Origin of the sequence: Duganella sacchari (assembly GCF_900143065.1) — a bacterium.
Classification (GTDB): Bacteria; Pseudomonadota; Gammaproteobacteria; order Burkholderiales; family Burkholderiaceae_D; genus Rugamonas; species Rugamonas sacchari.
The window spans coordinates 92,743-113,782 of sequence record NZ_FRCX01000004.1 but is presented as its reverse complement, the minus strand read 5'-3'; the positions used below and the strand labels follow the sequence as shown (position 1 = coordinate 113,782).

Sequence of the window (21,040 nt, the reverse complement as noted above, 5' to 3'; positions counted from 1 at the left end):
AACAGTAAATCTTCAATATAGGCGATGGGCGGAAGCCGATTTCCGCCATGGTACCGTCGAAATGCGCCGCGTGGGGGAAATCGTCCAAGCGGTGTCTGGGTTCATACCTCCCCCTTGATAAGTCAGGGGCAAGCTTACGCTTCATGTTTTCTGAGAGAGATTGGAACAAATGGCAGGTGAACTAGGGAGTTTTACCTAATCTGGATAATCAAGTTGCTTTGCGAAATTGGCGTATTTATAATTTTCATCATGAGAATACTATCCAAGCGTCGCTGGCTGGCGGGATGGTCTGCACTGAGCCTGCTTGCGGCATCCAGCGTGCCGGTGCACGCCGCCACCGGCAAGGACGGCATGCAGAAACTGGATGCCCTGTTTGCAGAAGATATGGATTTCGTCGTCAATCAGGGCGGCCCTTACCAGAACGCCGAAGAAATCCGACGTGGGGCCGATACGCTGTTCTGGAGCATCACGCATCCCTACTGCCCGCACTGCCCGATCGCGCCGTCACTCAGCGAACAGCAAGAAGGTGAGCGCTTGCAGCGTTTGCTGAACGACGCCAGAGAGGGAGTACCAGAGGCGCAGCACGAGCTTGGCGTCCGCTATTTTCTGGGACAGGGGCTTGCTTACGATGCGTCAGAGGGCGTCGCCTGGATTCAAAAGGCGGCCGACAACGGCGACATCCGCGCCACGCTCTCACTGGCGGAAATGTATGACAGCGGCTTCGGCGTTGCGGTTGACAAGCAAAAAGCCGCAGCGCTTTTCCAGTTGCTCATGCAACAGCCGGGGAACCGCAGTGTCACCGAGCGGCTGGGTGAGATGTATGAATTTGGCCTCGGTGTGCCGGTGGACTATCAGCAGGCGATGGGCTTGTACCAACAAGCCGCTGCGCACGCCGCTTCAACCTTCTCTTATTTTTCGCAAAGTGCGCAATTCAAGATCGGGCGCCTGTACGCGCAAGGAAAAGGCGTACAACAGGATTATCAGATGGCGGCCGCGTGGTTTCTGAAGTCTACCGAGCCGGGCATCGGCGATGGCGGCATGCTGCCACCGTCACAATGCGCGCTTGCCGTTATGTACGCCACGGGACTCGGTGTGACGTTTGATGTGCGTGAGCGGGATTACTGGCTGCAGCGGCCGGGCACACTGAACATGAAGATCTGCCAGCAACTGGAACAGGAACAGGAAACAAAACAATGACTAGCACCGAAAAAACCGCCCAGGAATATCAGGCCCAAGCCCTGCTCGCGCAGCTGAATCGCACCGAGCGTGCAAAAGCCATTTTAAAGAAAACCGATTCCAGGCTTCCCTTTTATCTGCTGGTCCTGCTGGGTACCGGCGTATGTAACTTCCTGATCAACAGCGCCGCCTATACGGCGCCGCTGTCGGTCAGAGTCCTGATCGTCACGGCGTTCATCACGGCAGCGATCGGCGCCGTCGAAAATTTCATGATGCGGCGCAAGCTGGATGCCGCCATCGAACTCCTGCTGATCCAGGAGCAGCGGCATACGCGGGAATAAAAAAAGGCAGCCACCCCGGCTGCCCCTGCGCGATTAGCGCACCTGATTCAGCGCCGAGTGATGTCGGGCATAGGTGAAGTACACCACCAGGCCGATCGCCAGCCAGATAGCAAAAGCAATCCACGTCACTGCGCTCAGGAAGACCATCAACGCGCCGCAGAACAGGATCGCCAGGCCAGGAATCACCGGCACGCCTGGGCAGCTGAATGCGCGCTTGAGGTCAGGACGTTTTTTTCGCAGCACGATGACCGCCACCGACACCAGGCAGAATGCCGCCAGGGTGCCGATATTCGCCAGCTCGCCCAGCACCTGCAGCGGCACCAGGGCGCCCAGCAGGCCGAACACGATGCCCACCAGCCAGGTCGCCACGATAGGCGTGCCGTTGCCGCTCAGCGCCGACAGACGCTTAGGCAGCAGGCCGTCGCGCGACATCGCGTACAGCACGCGGGTCTGGCCAAACGCCATCACCAGGATCACGGTGCTCATGCCCAGGATCGCGCCCAGGTCGACGAAACCGGCAAACCAGTTTTCGCCCGCGAATTGCAGCGCCAGCGATACCGGATGGTCTATGCCTTTGAACTGCGTGAACGGCACGATGCCAGTCATGATGGCGGTCACCACCACATACAGCACGGTACACACAGCCAGCGAGCCGATGATGCCGATTGGCAGATCGCGCTTTGGATTCTTCACTTCTTCGGCTGCCGTGGTCACCGCATCAAAGCCGATGAAGGCAAAGAACACCAGTGCCGCCGCGCTCATCACGCCGGTCGCGCCGTAGGGCATGAACGGATGCCAGTTGGCCGGCGCCACGTGGCGCACACCGACGAAAATAAACAGCAGCACCACGCCGATCTTCACCGCCACCATGATGTTGTTGATACGCGCAGATTCGCGCACGCCGAGCGACAGCATGATGGTCAGCACCATCATGATCAGGAAAGCCGGCAGGTTGAAGAAGGTGGTCACGCCGGGAATCGCGCCAGGCGCGGCGGACAGCGCCACCGGAATCTGCAGCCCGAAGCCGCCCAGCAGGGACTGGAAGTAGCCGGACCAGCCCACCGACACGGCGGACGTCACCAGCCCGTATTCCAGGATCAGGTCCCAGCCGATCATCCACGCGATGATCTCGCCCAGGATCGCATAGCTGTAGGTGTAGATGCCGCCGGCCACCGGCAGGATCGACGCGAATTCGGCGTAGCACAGCGCCGCAAAGCCGCACGCAAACGCGGCCACAACGAAGGACAGCACCAGCGCCGGACCCGCCGTGGTGGCGCCGCTGCCGGTCAGCACAAAGATGCCGGTACCGACAATGGCGCCTATCCCCATCAACACCAGGTCCACGGGGCCGAGCACCTTCCTCAGTCCACCACTGGCGCTGGTTGCGCGCATGGCATCGAAATCCTTCGTTCTAAAAATACTCACGACTGCTACCTCCGTTACTCGCTCTAATTGTTTTAAATGATTCTTTGGCATCGCTGCCAAAGCGCGGCAGTATGACACAAACCCAAGCGTCAATAACAGTCCGATCCGGCGACGCGTATTTCTACGGCGTAGCAAAGATGCAACAATCAAACAAAAGTCACAAATTTGAAACTTTTGTCCGTTAGTATGCAGATGTGTCCTGAGCAGGACACGGGAGTTCACAATCCCTTCCGATCAACAATCACCCATGGAATTGACATGTCTCGAATCCTCGCCCTGTTGTTATTGGTATCGCCCTTCCTGACCGCCGCTGCCAGCGAGCAGTCCTCTTGCAGCGCCAACAAGGGCGCGTTCCTGACCGGCACCGTCACGAGCGCACCAAAGTTTGCCTCCGGTTCGTCTATCGACGGCGTTGAAACGTCGCACACCCACGTCAACCTGAAAGCCGACCAGGACGGCAAAACCTATGACGTGGCGATGGACAATGTCTACGCCGTGGACTACGTGAAAAATGCCAAGGCCGTGCCGAACTCGCTGAAAGCCATCACGGTGGGCAGCCGTCTTGAAGTGTGCGGCGAAAAGTACACCAGTGGCGTGGGCATTCACTGGGTGCATTCGAACTGCGGCGCAGTGCCGACCGCCACGGCACCGAACGGCTGGGTCAAGCAGCTTTCGTCGAGCGGCAGCGTTGGCGCCAACCTCGAACGCAGCCAGACCTACTGCTACCTCTGGAACTAAGCACGCGGCAGCCCGGCACATGGATCAACGCCTGTCACCCTGGCTGATCGTCGCAGGCGCCCTGGCCTGCGTGGCGGCCTATTGCCTGTGGCCGCACGACGAGCCGGCCGCCGTTCCTGTGCCTGAGCACACCGCTGTCGCGGCAGCCAGCGTGCTGTCCCGCCTGGCCGCAATGCCAGTCGGCGCAAGCACTGCCAGCGCTGCGGTGACGGCGTCCGAACCGCCACTGGTCGGCCGCAATGGCCGCATCGTGGACCTGGGCGGCCTCAGCGTTGCGCAATACGTCGCCCAACGCGAAGGCGCGGCCAGGCTGGGTAACATCAAGGCCGCCTACGAGGTCTATCAGGCCGAGTCCCTGTGCGCCAATACGGACGAGCCGCTGCCGGAAACCACGGAGAGCGCCGACCGCGAGCAGATCGCCCGCGCACAGGCACGCCAGCGCGCGCTATGCACCGCCATCTCGCCGTCCCAGGTGCAGGAACGCATGCGCTACCTGAAGCTGGCAGCCGATGCCGGCAATGCCGATGCGCAGGTGGACTATTTCATGGAAGGCCCAGGCGGCAAGCCGGTCGACCTCGCCGCTAACGCCGACGAGCCAGCGGTGAAGCAATGGAAACAAGACGCCATGGGGTATTTGCGCACTGCCGGTGCGCAGTGCAATGCCTATGCGCTGTCCCTGCTGTCCAACGCGTATGATATGGGCAGCATGGTCGAGCGTGATCCAGGGCTGGTCATGGCCTACGGCATTGCCGCCGCGCGTGCGCGGGGCGGTGACAAGACACCTGAACAATGGAAGCGCCAGTTTGGGGAAGACCTGAATGAAGCCGACTCCGCTGCCGCGCTAACACTCGGCACCCAGCTCGCCGACGGCGCCTGCCGAAGCGCACCGAAATAACAACGGCGTTGCAGTGGTCAGCCTGATTACTTCTTGCTGACCTGGCGTGCCGTGTCGTGGTACTGCCAAAGCACATTGACGATCTTCCACTCACTGCGCTGGTTCTTGTACAGGTGCATATAGTCAACCCACTCATCCGCGGTCAGCTTGACGGTTGCTACGCGCTGATCCACATCGAGAATCTTGATATCGACCCTCGGCGTTGCCGGGAACTTCGTGCCGTCCCTGTTATAGTTTTTGGCGACCTTGACCATGGTGTCAAAATCGGTGTTCATGATAAATTCCGAACCATCAGCCGCGCGCCAGTAAGTGCGCTTGGCCAGTTGCGGATCAAGGCTGCGCTCCATGCGTGCCGGATCGGTCTTGTGCTGCGACTCGATATAGTCGCGCACCGCGCGTTCGATCAACTGATCATCGGTGGCATCCGCCGCCTGCGCCGCCAGCGGCCATACCGCGCACAACAAAAGCATGAACGAGCGTTTCATGGGTCACCTTGCAAAGTAGATAGCACAGGTATGGAAACATAAAAACCGGCCCCCTGCAATAAATCACTGTGTATGACAGCGCCAATCCGAGGTGAGATTTCGCGCATTTTTCCAGCGAGCAAGGTGCTATCCTCACGCCCTACGTTCAGCCATCGCGGCACTGCTACGTTAAGGGAAGAATGAAAAATTTAACTGTTTCTGCAGCAGTCGCTCTTGGGGTCGCTACCTCTCTAGGCTTTATCTCCGGCTACCTTTTCCATGCTGGTTTCGGAGAGGCACGCAGCGTCGCAACACAAGCCATATTCGAGGCAAGGGAAACCCAACGAATACTTCAGGCATACGAACCGATTGTGATTACCTCCAGGTTCTATGAAGAGTTGAAGGACGTAAAAACAATTCACGATGCAAGCGAACTCCAAGAGAAATACCGGGCCGCGACGTTGCGGAACATCGCTGTCTTCGAGAGTCAGGTTGCGCAGCTCGACTTACCTAAAGACCGTGCATTGGCAGCCCCTTTCCTGGAGAAAGCGGTAGCGAGCCGCAAGGCGCTTGCGGTTCAAATTATCGACAAGCCTAAGTAGATCAGTTTTCTTGTATCACGCTGTTTAGCGCGGCGTTCTCAGGACTTGGGAATGCGGTTCAGCAGCGCCTCGCCGCGCTCAAAGGCGGAGATGCTGTCGATGGTGGTCTGCATGATTTGTCCGATCGCCTCTTCGGTGAAGAACGCCTGATGGCCGGTGACAATCACGTTCGGGAATGACACCAGGCGCTGGATCACGTCGTCGCAGATGATGGTGGACGACAGGTCCTGGAAGAACAGATTGGCTTCCTGCTCGTAGACGTCGATCGCCAGGCCACCCAACTGGCCGGTCTTCAGCGCCTCCGTCGCGGCCTCGGTATCGACCAGACCGCCACGGCTGGTGTTGACCAGGATGCTGCCGCGCTTGGCGCGCGCCAGCGACGCGGCATTGACGATATGGCGGGTTTCATCGGTCAGCGGACAATGCAGCGACACCACATCGCTGCAGGCCAGAAGCTCCTGGACCGACACATAGCGCCCGCCCAGCGCCTCGAACGCAGCTGACGGGTAGCGGTCATGGCCAACCACGGTGCAGCCAAAGCCGATCATGATGCGCGCAAAAATGCTACCGATCTTGCCGGTGCCGATGACGCCGACGGTCTTGCCGTGCAGGTCAAAACCCATCAGGCCATCGAGATCAAAATTGCCTTCGCGCGTACGCACGCTAGCGCGCGCAATCTTGCGGTTGACCGCCAGCAGCAGGCCCACCGCAAACTCCGCCACCGAGTATGGTGAATAGTCGGTGACGCGCACCACGGCAATGCCATGCCGTTCAGCCGCCGCGGCATCGATCTGGTTGTAGCCGGTCGAGCGCGTGGCCACCAGCCGCGTGCCCTGCTGCGCCAGGATCGCCAGCACCTCAGCATCCACCGTATCGTTGACGAACACGCACACCGCTTCACAACCGGCCGCCAGCGGCGCGCTGGCGACGCTCAGGCGGTCCTCCAGAAAACGCAGCTCATGCCCGGCGCTGGCATTGGCCCGGACCAGCATGGTTTTGTCATAGCGGCGCGTGCTGAATACGGCAGTTTTCATCGTCTCGCCCTTTCTGGGGAATCAATAGAGTCCTGCCCATCATATGCTAACTATGGCTGAGTCGCTGACACTTGTGCAGCACTTTAAGGCCGCGCTGCTGGCACTGACCAGCCTTACAGCGCGATATCCGGCACTTTTTTCACCACTCCCGGCTTGTCGGCCGTAGCGGCGGCCGGCGTGAATCCTTCCAGGCTAGGCGAGGCAATCGCCAGTTGCAGGGTTTCAGCAGTGCTTGCCCATTCTGCGGCCAGCAGTGCCGGATTCTCATTGAGTTTTTTCCCGTACGACGGAACGATCTCGAGAATCTTGCTGCGCCATGCCGCCGATTTCATCTGGTCAGGGAAGACTTTCTCCAGCAGCGACAGCATGATGGCCGGTGAAGTCGATCCACCTGGCGAGGCGCCCAGCAGAGCGGACACCGAGCGGTCTTCGGACACCACGACTTCCGTACCGAGCTTCAGCACGCCGCCCTGGCCAGGGATATTCTTGATGATCTGGACGCGCTGACCCGCCTGCCACAGGCGCCAGTCTTCATCTTTTGCCTCAGGCATGTAATGGCGCAGCGCTGCCATCTTTTCTTCTTTGGACAGCTCCAGTTGCTGCGCGAGGTATTTGACGAGTGCAAACTCATGCATGCCGACCTGCAGTTGCGGAATGATGTTGGACGGCGTCGTGGCCTTCGCCATGTCGAAGTAGGATCCATTCTTGAGATACTTGCTGGACCAGGTGGCAAATGGGCCGAACAGCAGCACCGTTTTACCATCCAGCACGCGGGTATCGAGGTGCGGCACCGACATCGGTGGCGAGCCCGTATCGGCAAGGCCATAGACCTTCGCCAGGTGGCGCGAAGTGATCTGCGGATTATCCGTGACCAGGAACTCGCCGCCCACCGGGAAACCGCCATATTGCTTCGCTTCAGGAATACCCGACAACTGCAGCAGCGGCAATGCCGCACCGCCAGCGCCAATGAATATGTGGCGCGCATCGACTGTCTGAATCCTGGACTTGTCCTTGATGTCGAACGCCGACACCCGCCACGATCCATCGCTGTTGCGCGTGATCGAGCGTACCTCATAGCCCGTCGAAATCTTGACGCCGGCGCGTTGGTTGAGGTGCTGGTAAAACTGGCGGGTGATCGCGCCCAGGTTGACGTCGGTTCCGAGCGGGGAACGCGTGGCCGTCACGATGTCTTCCGGCTTGCGGCCTTCCATCATGATGGGAATCCACTCTTTGATTTGGGCCGGATCAGTCGTCATCTCCATGCCGGCAAACAGCGGCGATGCTTTCAGCGCCTCGACGCGCTTGCGAATGAACGCGCGATTTTCTTCACCGAAAACCAGATTCATATGCGGCGTCGAATTGATGAATTCGCGCGGATTGCCCAGCACACCCTTGCGTACCTGATGCGACCAGAACTGGCGCGACACCTGGAAATTCTCATTGATCTCCACCGCCTTGGAAATCTGCACCTTGCCCTTGTCGTCCATCGGCGTGTAGTTCAGTTCGCAAAGCGCCGAGTGGCCGGTGCCCGCATTATTCCAGCCATTGGAGCTTTCTTCCGCAACCTTGTCCAGGCGCTCGAACACCTCGCAGGTCCAGGCCGGCTCCAGTTCGGACAGATAGACGCCCAGCGTCGCGCTCATGATGCCACCGCCGATGAGCAGCACATCCACTTTGCGATCGGCCTTATCGGCACGGAATTGGCCGCCGAAGAACACCGAATAGCCACCCCATACGGCTGCGGCGCCAACCGCCGCACCCATAAACTGGCGACGCGAGAAGCGGCCGCGTTTGCCATCGGCTGCGCTAGTTTTGTTGTCCTTTTGACTCATGGAGTTTGTCCTCTTAAGAAGTGTTGAAACGCGCAACCAGGTTCACAAGCGATGCAGCATGCCCGGCAAAAGCCTGGTCTTGGTCAAGGTATGACGCTGTGTAGAATCTGGTTGCCTTGGCGCCGGCAGCCTTGCAAATCGCGCAAGTGCGCTTGGGTGGCAAAAATGTGTTGCTGTGGGCATGCTCCGTTGAACATTGGAGCACGAGCGTGCAGTTATGTTGGGCAACATATTAGTTGATGCTACATGATTGAACTATTGTGGTTAACCGAAATTCTGGCAAATCCCGAAAAAGTGAATACCTTGGGACATGCAGGCCATTGTGGCAGAGGATGCCGACTAGCGCGCCAGGCTGGATGAGCAGATGCGCGCTAGAACATTGTCACAAACTCTCTCAAAGTAGGCAGTAGGTACTGAACGACAAGCCTGGTCTCGATAGCGTTTGCTCTTCATCTTGCCGCCTTTCCAGACGCCCAGAATTCGCAGGTCCGCTGCCAGATCGGCTTTATCGGCACTACTTACGGCAAGTGCGGCAGGACTGGCCCCATCGCGGAAAATATCTGGTTTAACAATGAGACTGGACAGATCTTAAGAATCGGTCATTGTGAGATATAACCAAATAACCAATAACAACAAACAAGTACCGTTAATGCCGCTGACCGTCTTATCCATTTATTTAGCGTCCATCGTTTCCACGCCCATATATTCAAGATAAAAAATATGAAGGCGGGGCCAAAGATATCAAAGAAGAGTAATAGCCGGATCGAAAAATGACAATCACCCACTTGGCAACTTGCTGGCAGCTTATCTACTGGCGACCAGTTGTGATGCGAGCTAACTAGAATATAAATCCCCACCAATAGTAAGCCATAAAACAGGCCTGCCAAGCCTATTAAGAAGCGCTTCATTTGACCTCGCTATTGAAGATGATAAAGGGGTACTGTTGTCAGTATCGGATGGTGCGTTACCGGGTACGGCGCATCCTGAATATGGTTCTATTTTTAGCGAACTTAAGCAGGTAAGTCCGAAAGTATGCCAGGAGTCTGCGTCTTATCGCATTGCGATTGACGGTAAATTTGTTCATCGAACGATTGAGAGAGAAAACTGTATCTTCTATTTCAGAGGTGCAGCACACGATGATGAGGAACCGCCATATGCAGTGCTATATAAACTAAAAGATTTGGCTTTGATGTAAATTCAGCCCGTGTCTGACGATAAGGCGAAGGCCCGAGATGGGGCGCAAAAGCAAAAAGGGCAGCCACACTGGGCTGCCCTTCTTTAATACTGGAGCGGGAGAAGAGTCTCGAACTCTCGACCTCAACCTTGGCAAGGTTGCGCTCTACCAACTGAGCTACTCCCGCTGAGGAGCTTTGGAGGCGAGGATCGGAGTCGAACCGACCTAGACGGCTTTGCAGGCCGCATTCCACCTATAAAAATCAAAGACTTACGGTAATGCCCCATTTTACACCGCACCAGCCCGCGATTTTCGACACCTTGACCGCCCTCAAGCCTCAGCAATAAAAGGCTACATTTGTATGACAACAGCACTCAGCTGCCTGTCCGGCCCTCGGCGCAATGCGGGCTTGAGTCCGCGTGCATGGCCTCGGGGCCTTTTTGCTGGTAACGGCAGCACTGAATACCGACAGCAACGGCGCATTTTCCGAGCTGTCGCTTGCTGCGGCACTGACGGTGCTGCCTATGTGCCTACATGGCACGTTCGCTCTGCGTGCGAGTCAACGTTGCCGCTGCAGCCGCTGACGGCCTGAGCTCGATTTTGGCTGGCGACAGTGTGCGGCCGATGGCAATGCTTTCATTTAGAATATTCCCTGGGCCTGGCCGCGCCGCGCCCGGCAATTAACCCGGAGGTGTCATGATGCATCAGGTTGTTGGGGGCGTTTTAGCGGGAGCACTATTGCTGTCTGGCTGCGCAGCCGGTTCCTCGGCGTCAAAGCAATCAGACAGTCTGGCAGGAAGCAGTTGGACGCTGATGGCCTTTCGCCAGGGGGCCGGTGACGCCGCCGAGATTCGGCCGATGCGCCCGGATCAGTACCGCCTGTCATTCCAGGCCGACGGACGCCTGGTAGCGCAGGTGGACTGCAACCGGGGCAGCGGCACTTGGCAAGCGACGCCGGCCGGATCAAGTGGCGCCTTGCGCCTTGGCCCGATCGCGCTCACGCGCATGATGTGTCCAACCGACCCACTGGCTCAGCGTCTGCCGCAGGACCTGGACGCGTTACACTCCTATCGCATCGTCAATGGCCGGCTGCAACTGGAGCTGGCCGGCAACGCGGGCACCTATATTTGGACACGCGTTCAGCCATGACGGCGCGCGACAGCCGGTTTCTCACGGCGTGCAGGCTGCTGGCGGCCGCGTTGCTGTTTGCGGCACGCGCTCACGCGGCGCCGCCCGCCCCGCCAGCGCCGGCCGATCTCGCCATCTCGCCGTCCACAGTCGGCCCGATCGCCGTGCAGGACATCTTGGCGCGCGCCAGCGAGGACCAGCAGCAGCTTGAGTTTGCCAGGCAATTGCTGCTCGGCCCGCAACTGTCTGAGAGGCTAGGCCGCGAGCTCGATGAGATCGCCGCCCCGGTGGACGCCAAGCAGCACAACGCCAGCGGCGCTGTGCTGCGCGGACTGCCCATCATGCGGCTGGAAAGCCTGGCGCGGCACTGGCAATTCGATGCCAACCGTTTTGCGCGCTGGCAGACAATGGCGCGCCATGCATTTGCACCTTACGAACAAACTGCGATGCAGCTGGCACAACGGCGCCTCGCGTGGTCATCCACGCGCGCTGCCGGCTTGCTGGATGGGCTGCCGCCGGCGATGTCCGAGCACGTGGATGCCATGCTGGCGCAAATCGACGCCAGCGAGACGGCCCTGGGCATTGCACTGAAGCGCCAGCTTGAACTGAGCCAGCGCGCCAACGTGCTTCAGGCACGCATCCGCGCAGGCCAGTCCGACGTCGCCGCCGCAATTGACGAGGTCGACCAGCAGCTGTTGCGCATCGACGCGCCGCCGCTATGGCGCAGCCTGAACCTGAATACCAACCCGCAGTCGGCTGTCGAGGTCATGCAGCGGGGTCTGGAAATTGAAACCCAGTTTGCCCTTGAGTACAATGCGGCCGGCACCGCCAACCAGCAAGCCCTGCGCGTGGTGCAAGTACTCCTGCTGCCATTAATTATCTGGCTGGTTCGGCGCAGCCGGCATGGCGGCGCGCCCGCTGGCGCGGCGGTGAGCGCTTTGCAGCGCCCGTTCTCTGCATGGCTGTTGCTGGCCATGCTATCGGTACTGGTGTTTGAGCCAGACGCACCGCTGCTGGTGCAGGAATTGGCATTGGCGTTGGCGCTGGTTCCGGTGTTGCGCCTGCTTCCGTCGAACACCGTCGCCTGGCTAGGCCTGTCCCCTTCTGTAGCCGTGGCCCTGTACGCGCTGGACCGCCTCGGCGTCGCCGCTGTGGCGGACATAGGGCTCTACCGTCTGTTCCTGCTGCTGCTAAACCTGCTGGCGCTCGGCTTAACCGTGTGGATGTTGCGGCGGCAGCCTGCACTGTCAGACGGCGGTAGCCAGACGCTGCAATGGCCACGCCGCGTGCTGGGCTGGCTGGTGCTTGTGATGCTGGCCGTGGCACTGGTCTGCAACGTGGCCGGCAATGTGTCGCTGGCCGAGACGCTCACCAGTGGCGTCATCGACAGCGGCTACATGGCGCTGATGCTGTATGCCGGGGTGGCGGCCTGTCTGGGGCTGCTCAGCGTGATCCTGAGTCAGCCGCAACTGGCGGCACGCCAACTGCTGCTGCGCCAAGGGCCAGTACTGCAAGCGGTGTTCAAACGCCTGCTGGTGTTGGGCGCCGTGATCGGCTGGCTGCTGTACAGCCTGTCCCGCTTCCGGCTGTTGCGGCCGTTGCAGGGCGCTAGCGCCACATTGCTCGGTGCGGGCATCGAGGTGGGCGAAGTCTCGGTGCACATTGGCGATGTGTTGGTGTTCTTGTTTGCCAGCTGGCTGGCGGCTTGGCTCGCCGGTGCGCTGCGGCGCTTGCTACGGGAGGAACTGCCTGGCCATAGCAAATTACCACGCGGCGTAGGGAACAGTATTGCTTCGCTGAGCTACTACGCAGTGCTAATCTTGGGCTTGCTGGTAGCGCTGTCAGCGGCGGGCTTCAAACTCAGCCAGCTCATGCTGGTGTTCGGTGCGCTGGGTGTCGGTATCGGCTTCGGCTTGCAGAATGTGGTGAATAATTTCGTGTCGGGCGTGGTGCTGATGTTTGAACGGCCGATCCAACCGGGCGATGTGATTGACGCTGCGGGCGTGTCCGGCACCGTGCGCGAGATTCGTCTGCGCGCCACAACCATCCGCACCTTCGATGGCGCGGATTCGGTGGTGCCGAATGGCCTGCTGTTGAGTGCAAATCTGACTAACTGGACCATGTTCGATCGTCGCCGCCGCTTCGAGATCACGGTCGGCGTTGCCTACGGTGCCGCCCCGGAGAAGGTGCTCGCCATCCTGGCCGGCGCCGCTGGCGCCACGCCCGGCGTGGTCGCCGACCCAGCGCCGGTGGTGCTGATGACGGGCTACGGCGAGAGCGCGCTCAACTTTGCCATCCACGCCTGGACCAATGACGTCAGCCATTGGACGCAGGTGCGCGGCGAACTGCTGCAGCGTGTGCTGGCGGCATTGCAAGCAGCGGGCATGACGATTCCGTATCCACGGATCGATGTCCATTTACGTAACTTCCCTGGAGAAACCCATGCATAAACTGGTATCCCTGATGACCTGCGCCTGGCTGGCCTGCGGCAGCGCCGCAGCAGCCGATCCGGTGCGGCACGAAAAGGTCGAGCTTGCCCAAGGCGGGCCACTGAAGAAACTCAGCGGCAAGATCAAGGGCGATGAATCGGTCGAATACCACATGGCGGTGCCTGCGGGCGGCGCGCTCAGTCTCAAACTCAAGACGGCCAACCGCTCAGCCAATTTTAACGTCAGCGCCGAGGGCGCCGAGGAAGCGCTGTTTGTCGGATCGCGGGATGGCGACCACATCACGGTCGCTGCGCCTGCGGGCGCTGTCTACAACGTCAGCGTTTATCTGATGCGCAATGCCGCGCGGCGTAACGAACAGGCCAGCTATGTGCTGGAAGCCGTCGCCAGCGCGCCGCCGACGCCACGCTAAGCAGCTAGCCGGGTTTTTTCTTGAATGTGTGCAACTGCTGCTTGCGCAGATAATGCAGGCCATACATCAGGCCGCCAGAGGGGCCCGCCTGACTCAGATCGCCGGCGATGCGGACCACCACATGCCCGGCGTCCTCTTCCACCACCTCGGCATCGCGCGCCAGCATCAGGTCCGCCGACACCAGGCCGCCGACACGCGCACATGCCAGGTGCAGGCTGCCAAGATCGGCCCGGTATTGCGCCTTACCAAAATCGCCGCGCGCGTCGCTTTCGATCAGTTGGCGCAGCGTCAGGGCCGCAGCCTGCAGTTCGCGCTGCATCGTGGTGATGGTCGATGGTGCTGCGGCCGCCAGTTCGGTGTCGCCATAGGTGGTGGGCAAATGCGCGACATAGCGCCCGACCCAGCCGCCCGATTCGATGCGGCCGGCCAACGACAGCCGATATTGCCCATCGCTACATTCGGCCAGATAGACTATCGGATAAAGGCTGATCTTGCTGCCGCCATTGCGCAGCAGCGGGCTGTCGGCCATCGTACCCTGCACAATCCCGAACACGTCCAGCGCAGCGTAATGCTTGCCCAGTCCCGACGCCTGCGACTGGTTGTAGGCGCCGATCGCAAGTTCACTCACGAACGGAATCGGCACCAGCATCCCTGCCGCGTTCTCACTGGGAACCAGCACCAGTTGGCTGCCAGGCACCGGCGCGCTCTGCTCCGGCATCTGCTCGGGCAAGGCGCGCTTCAACACCAGCCCTTTGGCACTGACCTCTGGCGGCATCGGCATCCCATGCCGCACCGCGCTGCAGGCGGACAACAGCATGGGGACGATGAGGGTGCACATGGCGGAGGATCGGCCCATTACTGACTACCCGGCAAAAGGTTGGACACCATGGCGCCGGTTCAGAAGCGGCGATGGCCGTCATCCGGATCGCAGCGGCCGCTGAACTTGATCATGCCGTCGATGGTGATGGCGCCGCTGCGGCGGTTGATCGACAATCGCGGCTGATTCAGCGCGTTGAGGCGGAACTCGCCACGGATTTCATCGTGACCGACGATCAGGTCAGTGAGACGCCACCAGCCATTGTCGCTGTCGCCATGCAGCGGCGGGATCAGGCTGTTCGGCAGTTGTATCTCGGCGCGATCTCCACGGATCGACACATTGATGGTGGCCTGGAAATTCGACTTGCCAGTTTCCACGCTTTGCTTGGGTACGTACTTGTGCTGTTGCGCGTCCCATTCAAAGCCGGAGCGCACTTCCGCTGTCGGCTTTTCGGCGCCGCCATAGCAAACCAGCTGGATATCTTCACCGCGCTCATCGCGGTAACGGTCGTCCTGGGCCGCCACGGCGCCGCAGGCCAACAGGGACAGAGTCGACAGCAAGCTAACGCAGACCTTCATACATCTCTCCTCAGCGCATTGACAGCAGTATTGCCCAGATTCTAACTGAAACCCGCAGCACGGTTTATCACAAACGCAACAGTATTCTATTATTTCTTGAGTGACAATGTTTCATTTCCTGTGACAGAATGGGCGGCGATGACGGTGTTGGCAATCTCACTAGAACGGATGGCGCATGATGGACTCTCCTGATGGTTTCCTGCGGTCGCTGGTGCGCGCCGCGCTGGTCGCGGCATTATGGCTGGGGGCGGCGGCCTGGTCGCACGCGATGGCCCACACCACCACCCAGACGATACCGGTCTGGCTCAGCAGTGGCGTGACATTCTCAGCCTTGCTGCTGGCGGCGCGTTGGCGCTGGCCCGCGCTGCTGGCGGGCGCCGCCTGCGCGGCCGTGCTGTGGGCGGTGGCTGCGCACGGCTTGACGCTGGGCGCCGCGCTGGCCTACGGCGCGGTGGAAGTGGTCAGCATGGCGGCCGGCGCCTGGGTGGTCACCCGGTCGCGGCAGGCGCCCGCTTCGCCGTCGGCCACGCTGGCCCTGCTGGGCGGCGCGGTGCTGGCGTCGCTATTGGCCGCCACGCTGGCGTGCGCGGTCTGGGCCGAACAACGCCCACAGGCCGATCTGGTGTTGGAATGGCGCGTCGGCTTCCTGTCAACGCTAGTCGGGCTGCTACTGATTGCGCCGCTGGCGAGCGCCTATCGCGACTTCCGCGTGCGGCGTTCCGGCGGCTTGCCGATGGCGCCGTTCCTGGGCGGCGGCGCCGCCTTTGCGGCGTTTGTGGCCGCCGTCCTGCTGGTGTTTTCGCAGCAGGCGCAGCAGCGCTGGGGCGGCGTGGCCGCCACCCTGGCCTACGTCCCCATGCCGTTCCTGCTGGCCGCCGCCCTACTCTGGGGGGCGCGCGGCGGCACCGTGGCGACGCTGCTGGGGGCGATGCTGATCATCTATCGCACCGCTCAGGGCGGCGGTCCGTTCGCGCTCCATGAAGGCTTCCCAGGCGAGTCGGTGATCGAAGTCCAGGGCTTCATCACCGCCTGGGTGGTGGTACTGCTGTTGGCCAGCGCGCTGTCGGAGGGCCGCCGCAGCGCCCTGCACCGGGCCCGCGACTGGCAGTTGCGCTACGAGCGCACGCTGCGCGCGGTGGGCGTCGCCAGCGTCGAATACGACACCGTGACCGGCGGCGCGACCTGGGGCGAAGGCGCGGCCGAGGTGCTGGGCGCCGACGCCGCTGCCGCCGACAGCGTGGACGCCTGGCTGGACTTGATCGACCCCGCAGAGCGCGGGCTGGTGCAGGCCGCCTGGCAGCAGGTCAGCGCTGGCCAGCGCAGCACCAGCGAGCAATCGTATGCGCTGCACCTGGCCGGCGGCGCGACGCGCCGCGTGCGCGAGCGCCTGGCAGCCGTACAAGGCGGCGACGGCCGGGTCGAGCGCATCGTCGCGCTGCTGGAAGTGGTCAGGCCGGAGCCGTCCCATGGCTGAGCCGGCGGTGTTCCTGATCCACGGACTTGGCGGTACCCAGTACGATCTGGGGTCGATGCACAAGCGGCTCAAGAATGCCGGCTTCGTCACCTACTCGATCACCCTACCCGGCCACGGCGGGCAGCCCGCCGACCTGCTGGGCGTGCGCGCCGAAAACTGGCTGGAGGCAGTCCGGCTCAAATACCGCGAAATCGGCGCCCAGCACGAGGTGCTGCATGTGATGGGCATGTGCATGGGTTCATTGCTGGCGATCGAGACCTGCAAGCGCGAGCAACATAGCAAAGGCCGCCTGGTGGCGCTGGCGCCGCCGGTGTTCATCGACGGTTGGTCGACGCCCTGGTATCGCGGCCTGCGTCATCTGCTGTACTGGATTCCCGGCGTGGCCGAACACATGCGGGTCGACGAGGAGGATCCCTACGGCATCAAGAACGACCAATTGCGCGCCATTGTGCGCGCCAAGTTCGAGCGCGGCGACGCTTTCGCCTACAGCTGGGTGCCGCTGGCCTGCATTCGCGAAGTCGACCGCCTGCGCCGCTTCGTGATGAAGGGCTTGTCGCGCATCCCCTGCCCGACCCTGGTCATCCATGCGCGCGAGGACGAACTGACCAGCCTGCGCTCGGCCAATTTCCTGGTCGAACATATCGGCGGCGGCAAGCGGGCCGGCCAGGCCCGCATGGTGATTCTAGAAAACAGCTACCACCTGATCTGCGTCGACAACGACAAGGAACTGCTGGCCCAGCGCACGCTGGAGTTCTTTGGCGTCAACGCGCCGGGCCAGGGTGGCCGCAGCGACGACGCCGGCATGTCGCCGGCACAAATCACCGACTTGCTGGCCGCCGTGCAGGGCGACCTCGCGCGCGGCGACTTCGCTGCGCTGTACGGGCGCGGCATCCCGGCCTTCGCCTGGTATCAGCCGGGCCACAACCGCAGTACCGGGATATTCCGCGGCGCCAAAGGCCTGGCGCGCCTGCAGGCCTGGGCTGGCGACGGCCTGGCCTTCACCGCGTTCGGCACCGCGGTGCTGAACGCCGGCATGGCGATGCTGCCGGCCACGCTGCGCAACGGCACGCTGGCCTCGCATGGGGTGGTGGAAGTGATGCTATACCAGGGGCGTCTGCTCGAAGCACGCTGGTTCCCCGACGCGCCGGAACTGGAAGACAGCCATTTCGGCGGCGTTCCGGTGCCCGACGGCCCCAGCCCGTCGGAACAGGCGCTGGCGGCGGCCGCGGCATTGTCGCGGACCTTGCGCAAGTCGCCCGACGAAGCCACCCTGCTACGCCTGTATGCGTTGTACAAGCAGGCCACCATCGGCGACGTCCAGGGTGACAGGCCGGGGGCGCTGGATGTGGTCGGCCGCGCCAAGTACGAGGCCTGGTGCGCCCGCAAAGGCAATACCCAGCAGCAGGCCATCGACGAGTATGTGGGACTGGTGCAGCAATTGAAAGCGGCCGATCCACAATAACGACAGGAGCAAGCATGCGTATCCAACCGGGCTGGCGCGTCGCGCTGATGGTGCTGCTGCTTTACAACGCGATTGTTTTTGGCACCTGGGCCGCGTTTGGCGCCGACTACCGCTACCTCAGCTCGGCCGAGAACGCCCTCACCCAACTGCTGCTGCCGATGGGACTGGGCACGCTGTTGGTGACGCTGGCGGTGACCTGGCTGGGCTGGTGGCGGCCGGCCACAACTGAAACTCTGGCACGGCCGGCCGCACGTTGGCCGCTGTGGGCGTTGTCAGCGGCCATGCTGGCATTGAGCGCCGCCAATCTGGCCGCAGTCCCCTGGGCAGCGCTGGCGCCCGCGCACGTACTGATGCTCATCACAGCTTGCGCCCTGGTTGGCTTCAACGAGGAACTGGTGACACGCGGTGTGGTGCTTACCTGCCTGCGCGGCGCGGGCGTGGGCGAGGCCGGCGTGTGGTTCTGGTCGTGTTTGCTATTTGGCGCCATGCACGTCCCCAATGCCCTGTTCGGCATGCCGCTGGCGGCCGGGGTGCTGCAGGGCACGCTGGCGTTTGTGATGGGCGGGGCGCTGTATGCCTTGCGCCGCACCAGCGGCGCACTCTGGCTGCCGATGGCGCTGCATGGTCTGTGGGATTTTTCATCACTGTGCCTGAAGGCCAGCGGCGGTGCTTCGGCCTACGCGGTCTACTGCCAGTTCGCCACCTACCTACTGGCCATCGCCGCCGTGCCGGCGCTGCTACGCCGCAGGACCAGCGCATGAGACCTCCGTTGCGACGCCTGCTAGCCGGCTGCCTGCTTGGCCTGATCGGACTGCATGGCGCGGGCGTTGCCGCGCAGCCGCAGATACCGGCGGCGCCGGCCGAGCGGCCGCGGATCGCGCTGGTGCTGTCCGGCGGCGGCGCCCGCGGCGGCGCCCACCTTGGCGTACTGAAGGTACTGGAGGAATTGCGGGTCCCGGTCGACATGATCGTCGGCACCAGCGCCGGCGCCATTGTCGGCGCCGCCTATGCGAGCGGCATGCCGCTGTCCGAAATCGAACGCGAAATGCAAAGCGTCAATACCGCCAACCTGTTTCACGACGTCGAACGCCGCGACCTGTCGGTGGCGCGCAAGACCGATGCCGAGGCCAGCTACGCGGGTCCGGAAATCGGTATCGGTCCGGCCGGACTGGCACTGCCCAAGGGCGCGGTGGCCGGCGTCGCGCTGGAAGCGGTGCTGCGGCGCCTGACCGCGCGCCAGGGCAGCAGCAACTTCGACGAATTGCCGATGCCGTTTCGCGCCGTTGCCACCGACGTCAGCAGCGGCGACATGGTGGTCATCGACCACGGCAACCTGGCGCAGGCGATCCGCGCCAGCATGGCGATTCCGGCGGTGATCAGCCCGGTGGAAAGCGCGGGACGCCTGCTGGTCGACGGCGGCATTTCCCGCAATCTGCCGGTGGACGTCGCACGTGCCATGGGGGCGGACATCATCATCGCCGTCAACATCGGCACGCCACTGCTGGAGCGCGATGAGATCAAGTCGGTGCTGTCGATGTCGGAGCAAATGATGCGCCTGCTGATCGCCAGCAATGTGCGGGCCTCGCTGGCGCAGCTCGATCCACAGCGCGACGTGCTGATTACACCGGACCTGGCGACGATCAACGCCGCCAACTTCGACCTGTTGAAAGAGGCCGAAGCGCGGGGCCTGGCAGCCGGCCGCGCGGCGGTGCAGCAGTTGCAACGCTATGCTTTGCCGGCAAACCAGTACGCCGCCTATCTGGCCGGGCGCCATCAGCCGCCGCCATCGCAAGGCGTGCTGCTGTCGGCCCTCAAGATCGAAGGCGCGCGGCGGGTGCCGGAGGCGTCGCTGCGCGGCATGATGGAAACCCAGCAAGGACAGCTGTTTGACGCCGCCACCGCCGAACGCGACATGCGCCGCCTGTTCGGCCGCGGCGACTTTGAACACGTCAGCTACACACTCGACACCCTGGCCGACGGCCGCCGCCAGATGACCACCACGGTCAGCGAAAAATCGTGGGGGCCGCAGTATTTGCGCCTGGGGCTGGGCGTCTCGACCGACTTTTCGGGCGACTCCTTCTTCTCGCTGCGGGCCTCGCACCGCTGGACCTGGCTCAACACGTTAGGCGGGGAGTGGCGCAACGACGTCGAAATTGGCCATACCGACCGTCTCAGCACGGAATGGCTGCAACCGTTGACGCCGGCACAGCGGCTGTTCGCCAGCGCCCACCTGTCGGCCGAACGCACGCCGCTCGATATCTACCTCGAAGGCAAGCGCCTGGCACGCTACCGCAACGAATCGGTCACGGCCGGACTGGACCTGGGCGTGCCGCTGGCAGAATGGGGGGAAGCGCGGATCGGCGTTACCCGCGGCCATGCGCAGTTGCTCAGCGATACCAGCTTCGTGCCGCCGTCGCTGTTATTTGCCCGCGCGCGCACCGGCGGCCTGAATGCGCGGCTGCGCATTGACACCCTGGACAACAAGCATTTCCCGCGCGACGGCGTGGAGGCCGATCTGCAAGTGTATTCCGCCCGCACCGCCCTTGGCGCAGATACCAACTACAGCAAAATGACGCTCACGGCCTTAACCGCTTTTGCCCACGGGGCGCATTCGCTGCAAGGCGCAGCCGAAATACAGCGCCGCATCGGCACGGACAAACTGCCGGACCAGGAATTGATCCCGTTTGGCGGTTTCCTGCGGCTCTCCGGCTACCGCACCGGGCAGCTGGTGGGCGACAGTCTGCATTTTGGTCGCCTCGTCTATAACTACCGCGTCACCGGCCCCGGCTGGCTCGATGGGGTGTATCTCGGTTTATCGGCGGAGTTGGGAAGAATGGGCAATACCATCGATGCGCAAGACCGGGAAGCGACCGTACGCAGCAACGCCGCCTACATCGCGATCGATACCCCGCTGGGTCCCCTGTATTTTGGCGCCGGCCGCGCCTCGCGTCATCAAAGCGCTGTCTATCTCTTATTGGGCAAGCCCTGAGTAGCGCGTCAGCATCGATGAGCGCATCTGTGCCGCCGCCAATGAAAAAAAG

The 21,040-nt window shown here is 62.0% G+C and carries 19 protein-coding genes and 1 tRNA gene; 13 read left to right on the top strand and 7 right to left on the bottom strand.

What is annotated here, in order from left to right; translation table 11 throughout:
• Positions 1 to 213: 213 nt before the first annotated feature.
• Both BUA36_RS09560 and BUA36_RS09555 read left to right on the top strand, forming a co-directional pair.
• Positions 214 to 1,197: a tetratricopeptide repeat protein gene (locus tag BUA36_RS09560; RefSeq protein ID WP_084560082.1), complete on the top strand. Its 984-nt coding sequence runs from the start codon at positions 214 to 216 to the stop codon at positions 1,195 to 1,197.
• Positions 1,194 to 1,517 (top strand): hypothetical protein, encoded by a 324-nt coding sequence (locus tag BUA36_RS09555; protein WP_072783896.1) that lies wholly within the window; start codon positions 1,194 to 1,196, stop codon positions 1,515 to 1,517. The genes BUA36_RS09560 and BUA36_RS09555 overlap by 4 nt, the downstream gene beginning before the upstream one ends.
• 33 nt (positions 1,518 to 1,550) lie before the next feature.
• Here BUA36_RS09555 and bcaP read toward each other — a convergent pair whose 3' ends face one another.
• Positions 1,551 to 2,942 carry a branched-chain amino acid transporter BcaP gene (gene bcaP / locus BUA36_RS09550; protein ID WP_072783894.1) on the bottom strand — a complete coding sequence of 464 codons (1,392 nt, stop codon included), beginning with the start codon at positions 2,940 to 2,942 and terminating at the stop codon, positions 1,551 to 1,553.
• A 258-nt stretch (positions 2,943 to 3,200) separates the two neighbouring features.
• Here bcaP and BUA36_RS09545 point away from each other — a divergent pair, with 258 nt between their 5' ends.
• Positions 3,201 to 3,680 carry a hypothetical protein gene (locus tag BUA36_RS09545; protein WP_072783892.1) on the top strand — a complete coding sequence of 160 codons (480 nt, stop codon included), beginning with the start codon at positions 3,201 to 3,203 and terminating at the stop codon, positions 3,678 to 3,680.
• Positions 3,681 to 3,699: 19 nt separating this feature from the next.
• Positions 3,700 to 4,575: a hypothetical protein gene (locus BUA36_RS09540; protein WP_072783890.1), complete on the top strand. Its 876-nt coding sequence runs from the start codon at positions 3,700 to 3,702 to the stop codon at positions 4,573 to 4,575.
• A 26-nt stretch (positions 4,576 to 4,601) separates the two neighbouring features.
• On the opposite strand, the gene BUA36_RS09535 is transcribed toward BUA36_RS09540, so the two are convergent.
• Positions 4,602 to 5,060: a nuclear transport factor 2 family protein gene (locus tag BUA36_RS09535; RefSeq protein WP_072783888.1), complete on the bottom strand. Its 459-nt coding sequence runs from the start codon at positions 5,058 to 5,060 to the stop codon at positions 4,602 to 4,604.
• Between the two features lie 179 nt (positions 5,061 to 5,239).
• Here BUA36_RS09535 and BUA36_RS09530 point away from each other — a divergent pair, with 179 nt between their 5' ends.
• Positions 5,240 to 5,641, top strand: a complete 402-nt coding sequence (locus BUA36_RS09530) for a hypothetical protein (protein WP_072783886.1) — start codon at positions 5,240 to 5,242, stop codon at positions 5,639 to 5,641.
• Positions 5,642 to 5,679: 38 nt separating this feature from the next.
• Here the strand turns inward: BUA36_RS09530 and BUA36_RS09525 are convergent, their stop codons facing one another.
• Positions 5,680 to 6,675 (bottom strand): 2-hydroxyacid dehydrogenase, encoded by a 996-nt coding sequence (locus tag BUA36_RS09525; protein WP_072783883.1) that lies wholly within the window; start codon positions 6,673 to 6,675, stop codon positions 5,680 to 5,682.
• 113 nt (positions 6,676 to 6,788) lie between these two features.
• Entirely contained in the window at positions 6,789 to 8,507 is a 1,719-nt protein-coding gene (gene mqo, locus BUA36_RS09520) for a malate dehydrogenase (quinone) (RefSeq protein ID WP_072783881.1), read from the bottom strand.
• A 943-nt stretch (positions 8,508 to 9,450) separates the two neighbouring features.
• Here mqo and BUA36_RS30950 point away from each other — a divergent pair.
• Positions 9,451 to 9,702: a hypothetical protein gene (locus tag BUA36_RS30950; RefSeq protein ID WP_139260451.1), complete on the top strand. Its 252-nt coding sequence runs from the start codon at positions 9,451 to 9,453 to the stop codon at positions 9,700 to 9,702.
• 90 nt (positions 9,703 to 9,792) lie between these two features.
• Here the strand turns inward: BUA36_RS30950 and BUA36_RS09515 are convergent.
• A tRNA-Gly gene (locus BUA36_RS09515) sits at positions 9,793 to 9,868 on the bottom strand.
• A gap of 509 nt (positions 9,869 to 10,377) precedes the next feature.
• On the opposite strand from BUA36_RS09515, the gene BUA36_RS09510 reads away from it, so the two are divergent.
• From BUA36_RS09510 to BUA36_RS09500, 3 genes are read left to right on the top strand one after another with little or no spacing between them, the layout of a single operon-like run.
• Entirely contained in the window at positions 10,378 to 10,830 is a 453-nt protein-coding gene (locus BUA36_RS09510) for an META domain-containing protein (RefSeq protein ID WP_084560080.1), read from the top strand.
• The gene (locus tag BUA36_RS09505) at positions 10,809 to 13,259 is read left to right on the top strand and encodes a mechanosensitive ion channel domain-containing protein (protein ID WP_139260449.1); all 2,451 of its coding nucleotides are present in this window, start codon (positions 10,809 to 10,811) and stop codon (positions 13,257 to 13,259) included. The genes BUA36_RS09510 and BUA36_RS09505 overlap by 22 nt, the downstream gene beginning before the upstream one ends.
• Positions 13,252 to 13,668 carry a hypothetical protein gene (locus tag BUA36_RS09500; RefSeq protein ID WP_072783875.1) on the top strand — a complete coding sequence of 139 codons (417 nt, stop codon included), beginning with the start codon at positions 13,252 to 13,254 and terminating at the stop codon, positions 13,666 to 13,668. Before BUA36_RS09505 ends, BUA36_RS09500 begins: the two co-directional genes overlap by 8 nt.
• A 4-nt stretch (positions 13,669 to 13,672) precedes the next feature.
• On the opposite strand, the gene BUA36_RS09495 is transcribed toward BUA36_RS09500, so the two are convergent.
• Together BUA36_RS09495 and BUA36_RS09490 are read right to left on the bottom strand one after the other, a co-directional pair.
• Positions 13,673 to 14,524: a hypothetical protein gene (locus tag BUA36_RS09495; protein ID WP_139260448.1), complete on the bottom strand. Its 852-nt coding sequence runs from the start codon at positions 14,522 to 14,524 to the stop codon at positions 13,673 to 13,675.
• A 41-nt stretch (positions 14,525 to 14,565) separates the two neighbouring features.
• Positions 14,566 to 15,063 carry a hypothetical protein gene (locus BUA36_RS09490; RefSeq protein WP_072783871.1) on the bottom strand — a complete coding sequence of 166 codons (498 nt, stop codon included), beginning with the start codon at positions 15,061 to 15,063 and terminating at the stop codon, positions 14,566 to 14,568.
• 175 nt (positions 15,064 to 15,238) lie between these two features.
• Here BUA36_RS09490 and BUA36_RS09485 point away from each other — a divergent pair, with 175 nt between their 5' ends.
• Genes BUA36_RS09485 through BUA36_RS09470 form a run of 4 tightly spaced genes read left to right on the top strand, consistent with a single transcriptional unit; the run spans position 15,239 to position 20,988 of the window.
• Positions 15,239 to 16,537, top strand: a complete 1,299-nt coding sequence (locus tag BUA36_RS09485) for an MASE1 domain-containing protein (protein ID WP_084560079.1) — start codon at positions 15,239 to 15,241, stop codon at positions 16,535 to 16,537.
• Positions 16,530 to 17,999 (top strand): acyl-CoA-binding protein, encoded by a 1,470-nt coding sequence (locus tag BUA36_RS09480; RefSeq protein ID WP_072783867.1) that lies wholly within the window; start codon positions 16,530 to 16,532, stop codon positions 17,997 to 17,999. The genes BUA36_RS09485 and BUA36_RS09480 overlap by 8 nt, the downstream gene beginning before the upstream one ends.
• Before the next feature lie 14 nt (positions 18,000 to 18,013).
• Positions 18,014 to 18,760 carry a CPBP family intramembrane glutamic endopeptidase gene (locus tag BUA36_RS09475; protein ID WP_072783865.1) on the top strand — a complete coding sequence of 249 codons (747 nt, stop codon included), beginning with the start codon at positions 18,014 to 18,016 and terminating at the stop codon, positions 18,758 to 18,760.
• Positions 18,757 to 20,988 (top strand): patatin-like phospholipase family protein, encoded by a 2,232-nt coding sequence (locus BUA36_RS09470; protein ID WP_084560078.1) that lies wholly within the window; start codon positions 18,757 to 18,759, stop codon positions 20,986 to 20,988. The genes BUA36_RS09475 and BUA36_RS09470 overlap by 4 nt, the downstream gene beginning before the upstream one ends.
• Positions 20,989 to 21,040: the final 52 nt, after the last annotated feature.

Coding starts and splice junctions, on each gene's coding strand:
- BUA36_RS09495 (WP_139260448.1), bottom strand. CDS start 14,524: ATGGGCCGATCCTCCGCCATGTGCACCCTCATCGTCCCCATGCTGTTG.
- BUA36_RS09475 (WP_072783865.1), top strand. CDS start 18,014: ATGCGTATCCAACCGGGCTGGCGCGTCGCGCTGATGGTGCTGCTGCTT.
- mqo (WP_072783881.1), bottom strand. CDS start 8,507: ATGAGTCAAAAGGACAACAAAACTAGCGCAGCCGATGGCAAACGCGGC.
- BUA36_RS09480 (WP_072783867.1), top strand. CDS start 16,530: ATGGCTGAGCCGGCGGTGTTCCTGATCCACGGACTTGGCGGTACCCAG.
- BUA36_RS09530 (WP_072783886.1), top strand. CDS start 5,240: ATGAAAAATTTAACTGTTTCTGCAGCAGTCGCTCTTGGGGTCGCTACC.
- BUA36_RS09555 (WP_072783896.1), top strand. CDS start 1,194: ATGACTAGCACCGAAAAAACCGCCCAGGAATATCAGGCCCAAGCCCTG.
- BUA36_RS09545 (WP_072783892.1), top strand. CDS start 3,201: ATGTCTCGAATCCTCGCCCTGTTGTTATTGGTATCGCCCTTCCTGACC.
- BUA36_RS09485 (WP_084560079.1), top strand. CDS start 15,239: ATGATGGACTCTCCTGATGGTTTCCTGCGGTCGCTGGTGCGCGCCGCG.
- BUA36_RS09500 (WP_072783875.1), top strand. CDS start 13,252: ATGCATAAACTGGTATCCCTGATGACCTGCGCCTGGCTGGCCTGCGGC.
- BUA36_RS09510 (WP_084560080.1), top strand. CDS start 10,378: ATGATGCATCAGGTTGTTGGGGGCGTTTTAGCGGGAGCACTATTGCTG.
- BUA36_RS09525 (WP_072783883.1), bottom strand. CDS start 6,675: ATGAAAACTGCCGTATTCAGCACGCGCCGCTATGACAAAACCATGCTG.
- BUA36_RS09535 (WP_072783888.1), bottom strand. CDS start 5,060: ATGAAACGCTCGTTCATGCTTTTGTTGTGCGCGGTATGGCCGCTGGCG.
- BUA36_RS09470 (WP_084560078.1), top strand. CDS start 18,757: ATGAGACCTCCGTTGCGACGCCTGCTAGCCGGCTGCCTGCTTGGCCTG.
- BUA36_RS09490 (WP_072783871.1), bottom strand. CDS start 15,063: ATGAAGGTCTGCGTTAGCTTGCTGTCGACTCTGTCCCTGTTGGCCTGC.
- BUA36_RS09540 (WP_072783890.1), top strand. CDS start 3,700: ATGGATCAACGCCTGTCACCCTGGCTGATCGTCGCAGGCGCCCTGGCC.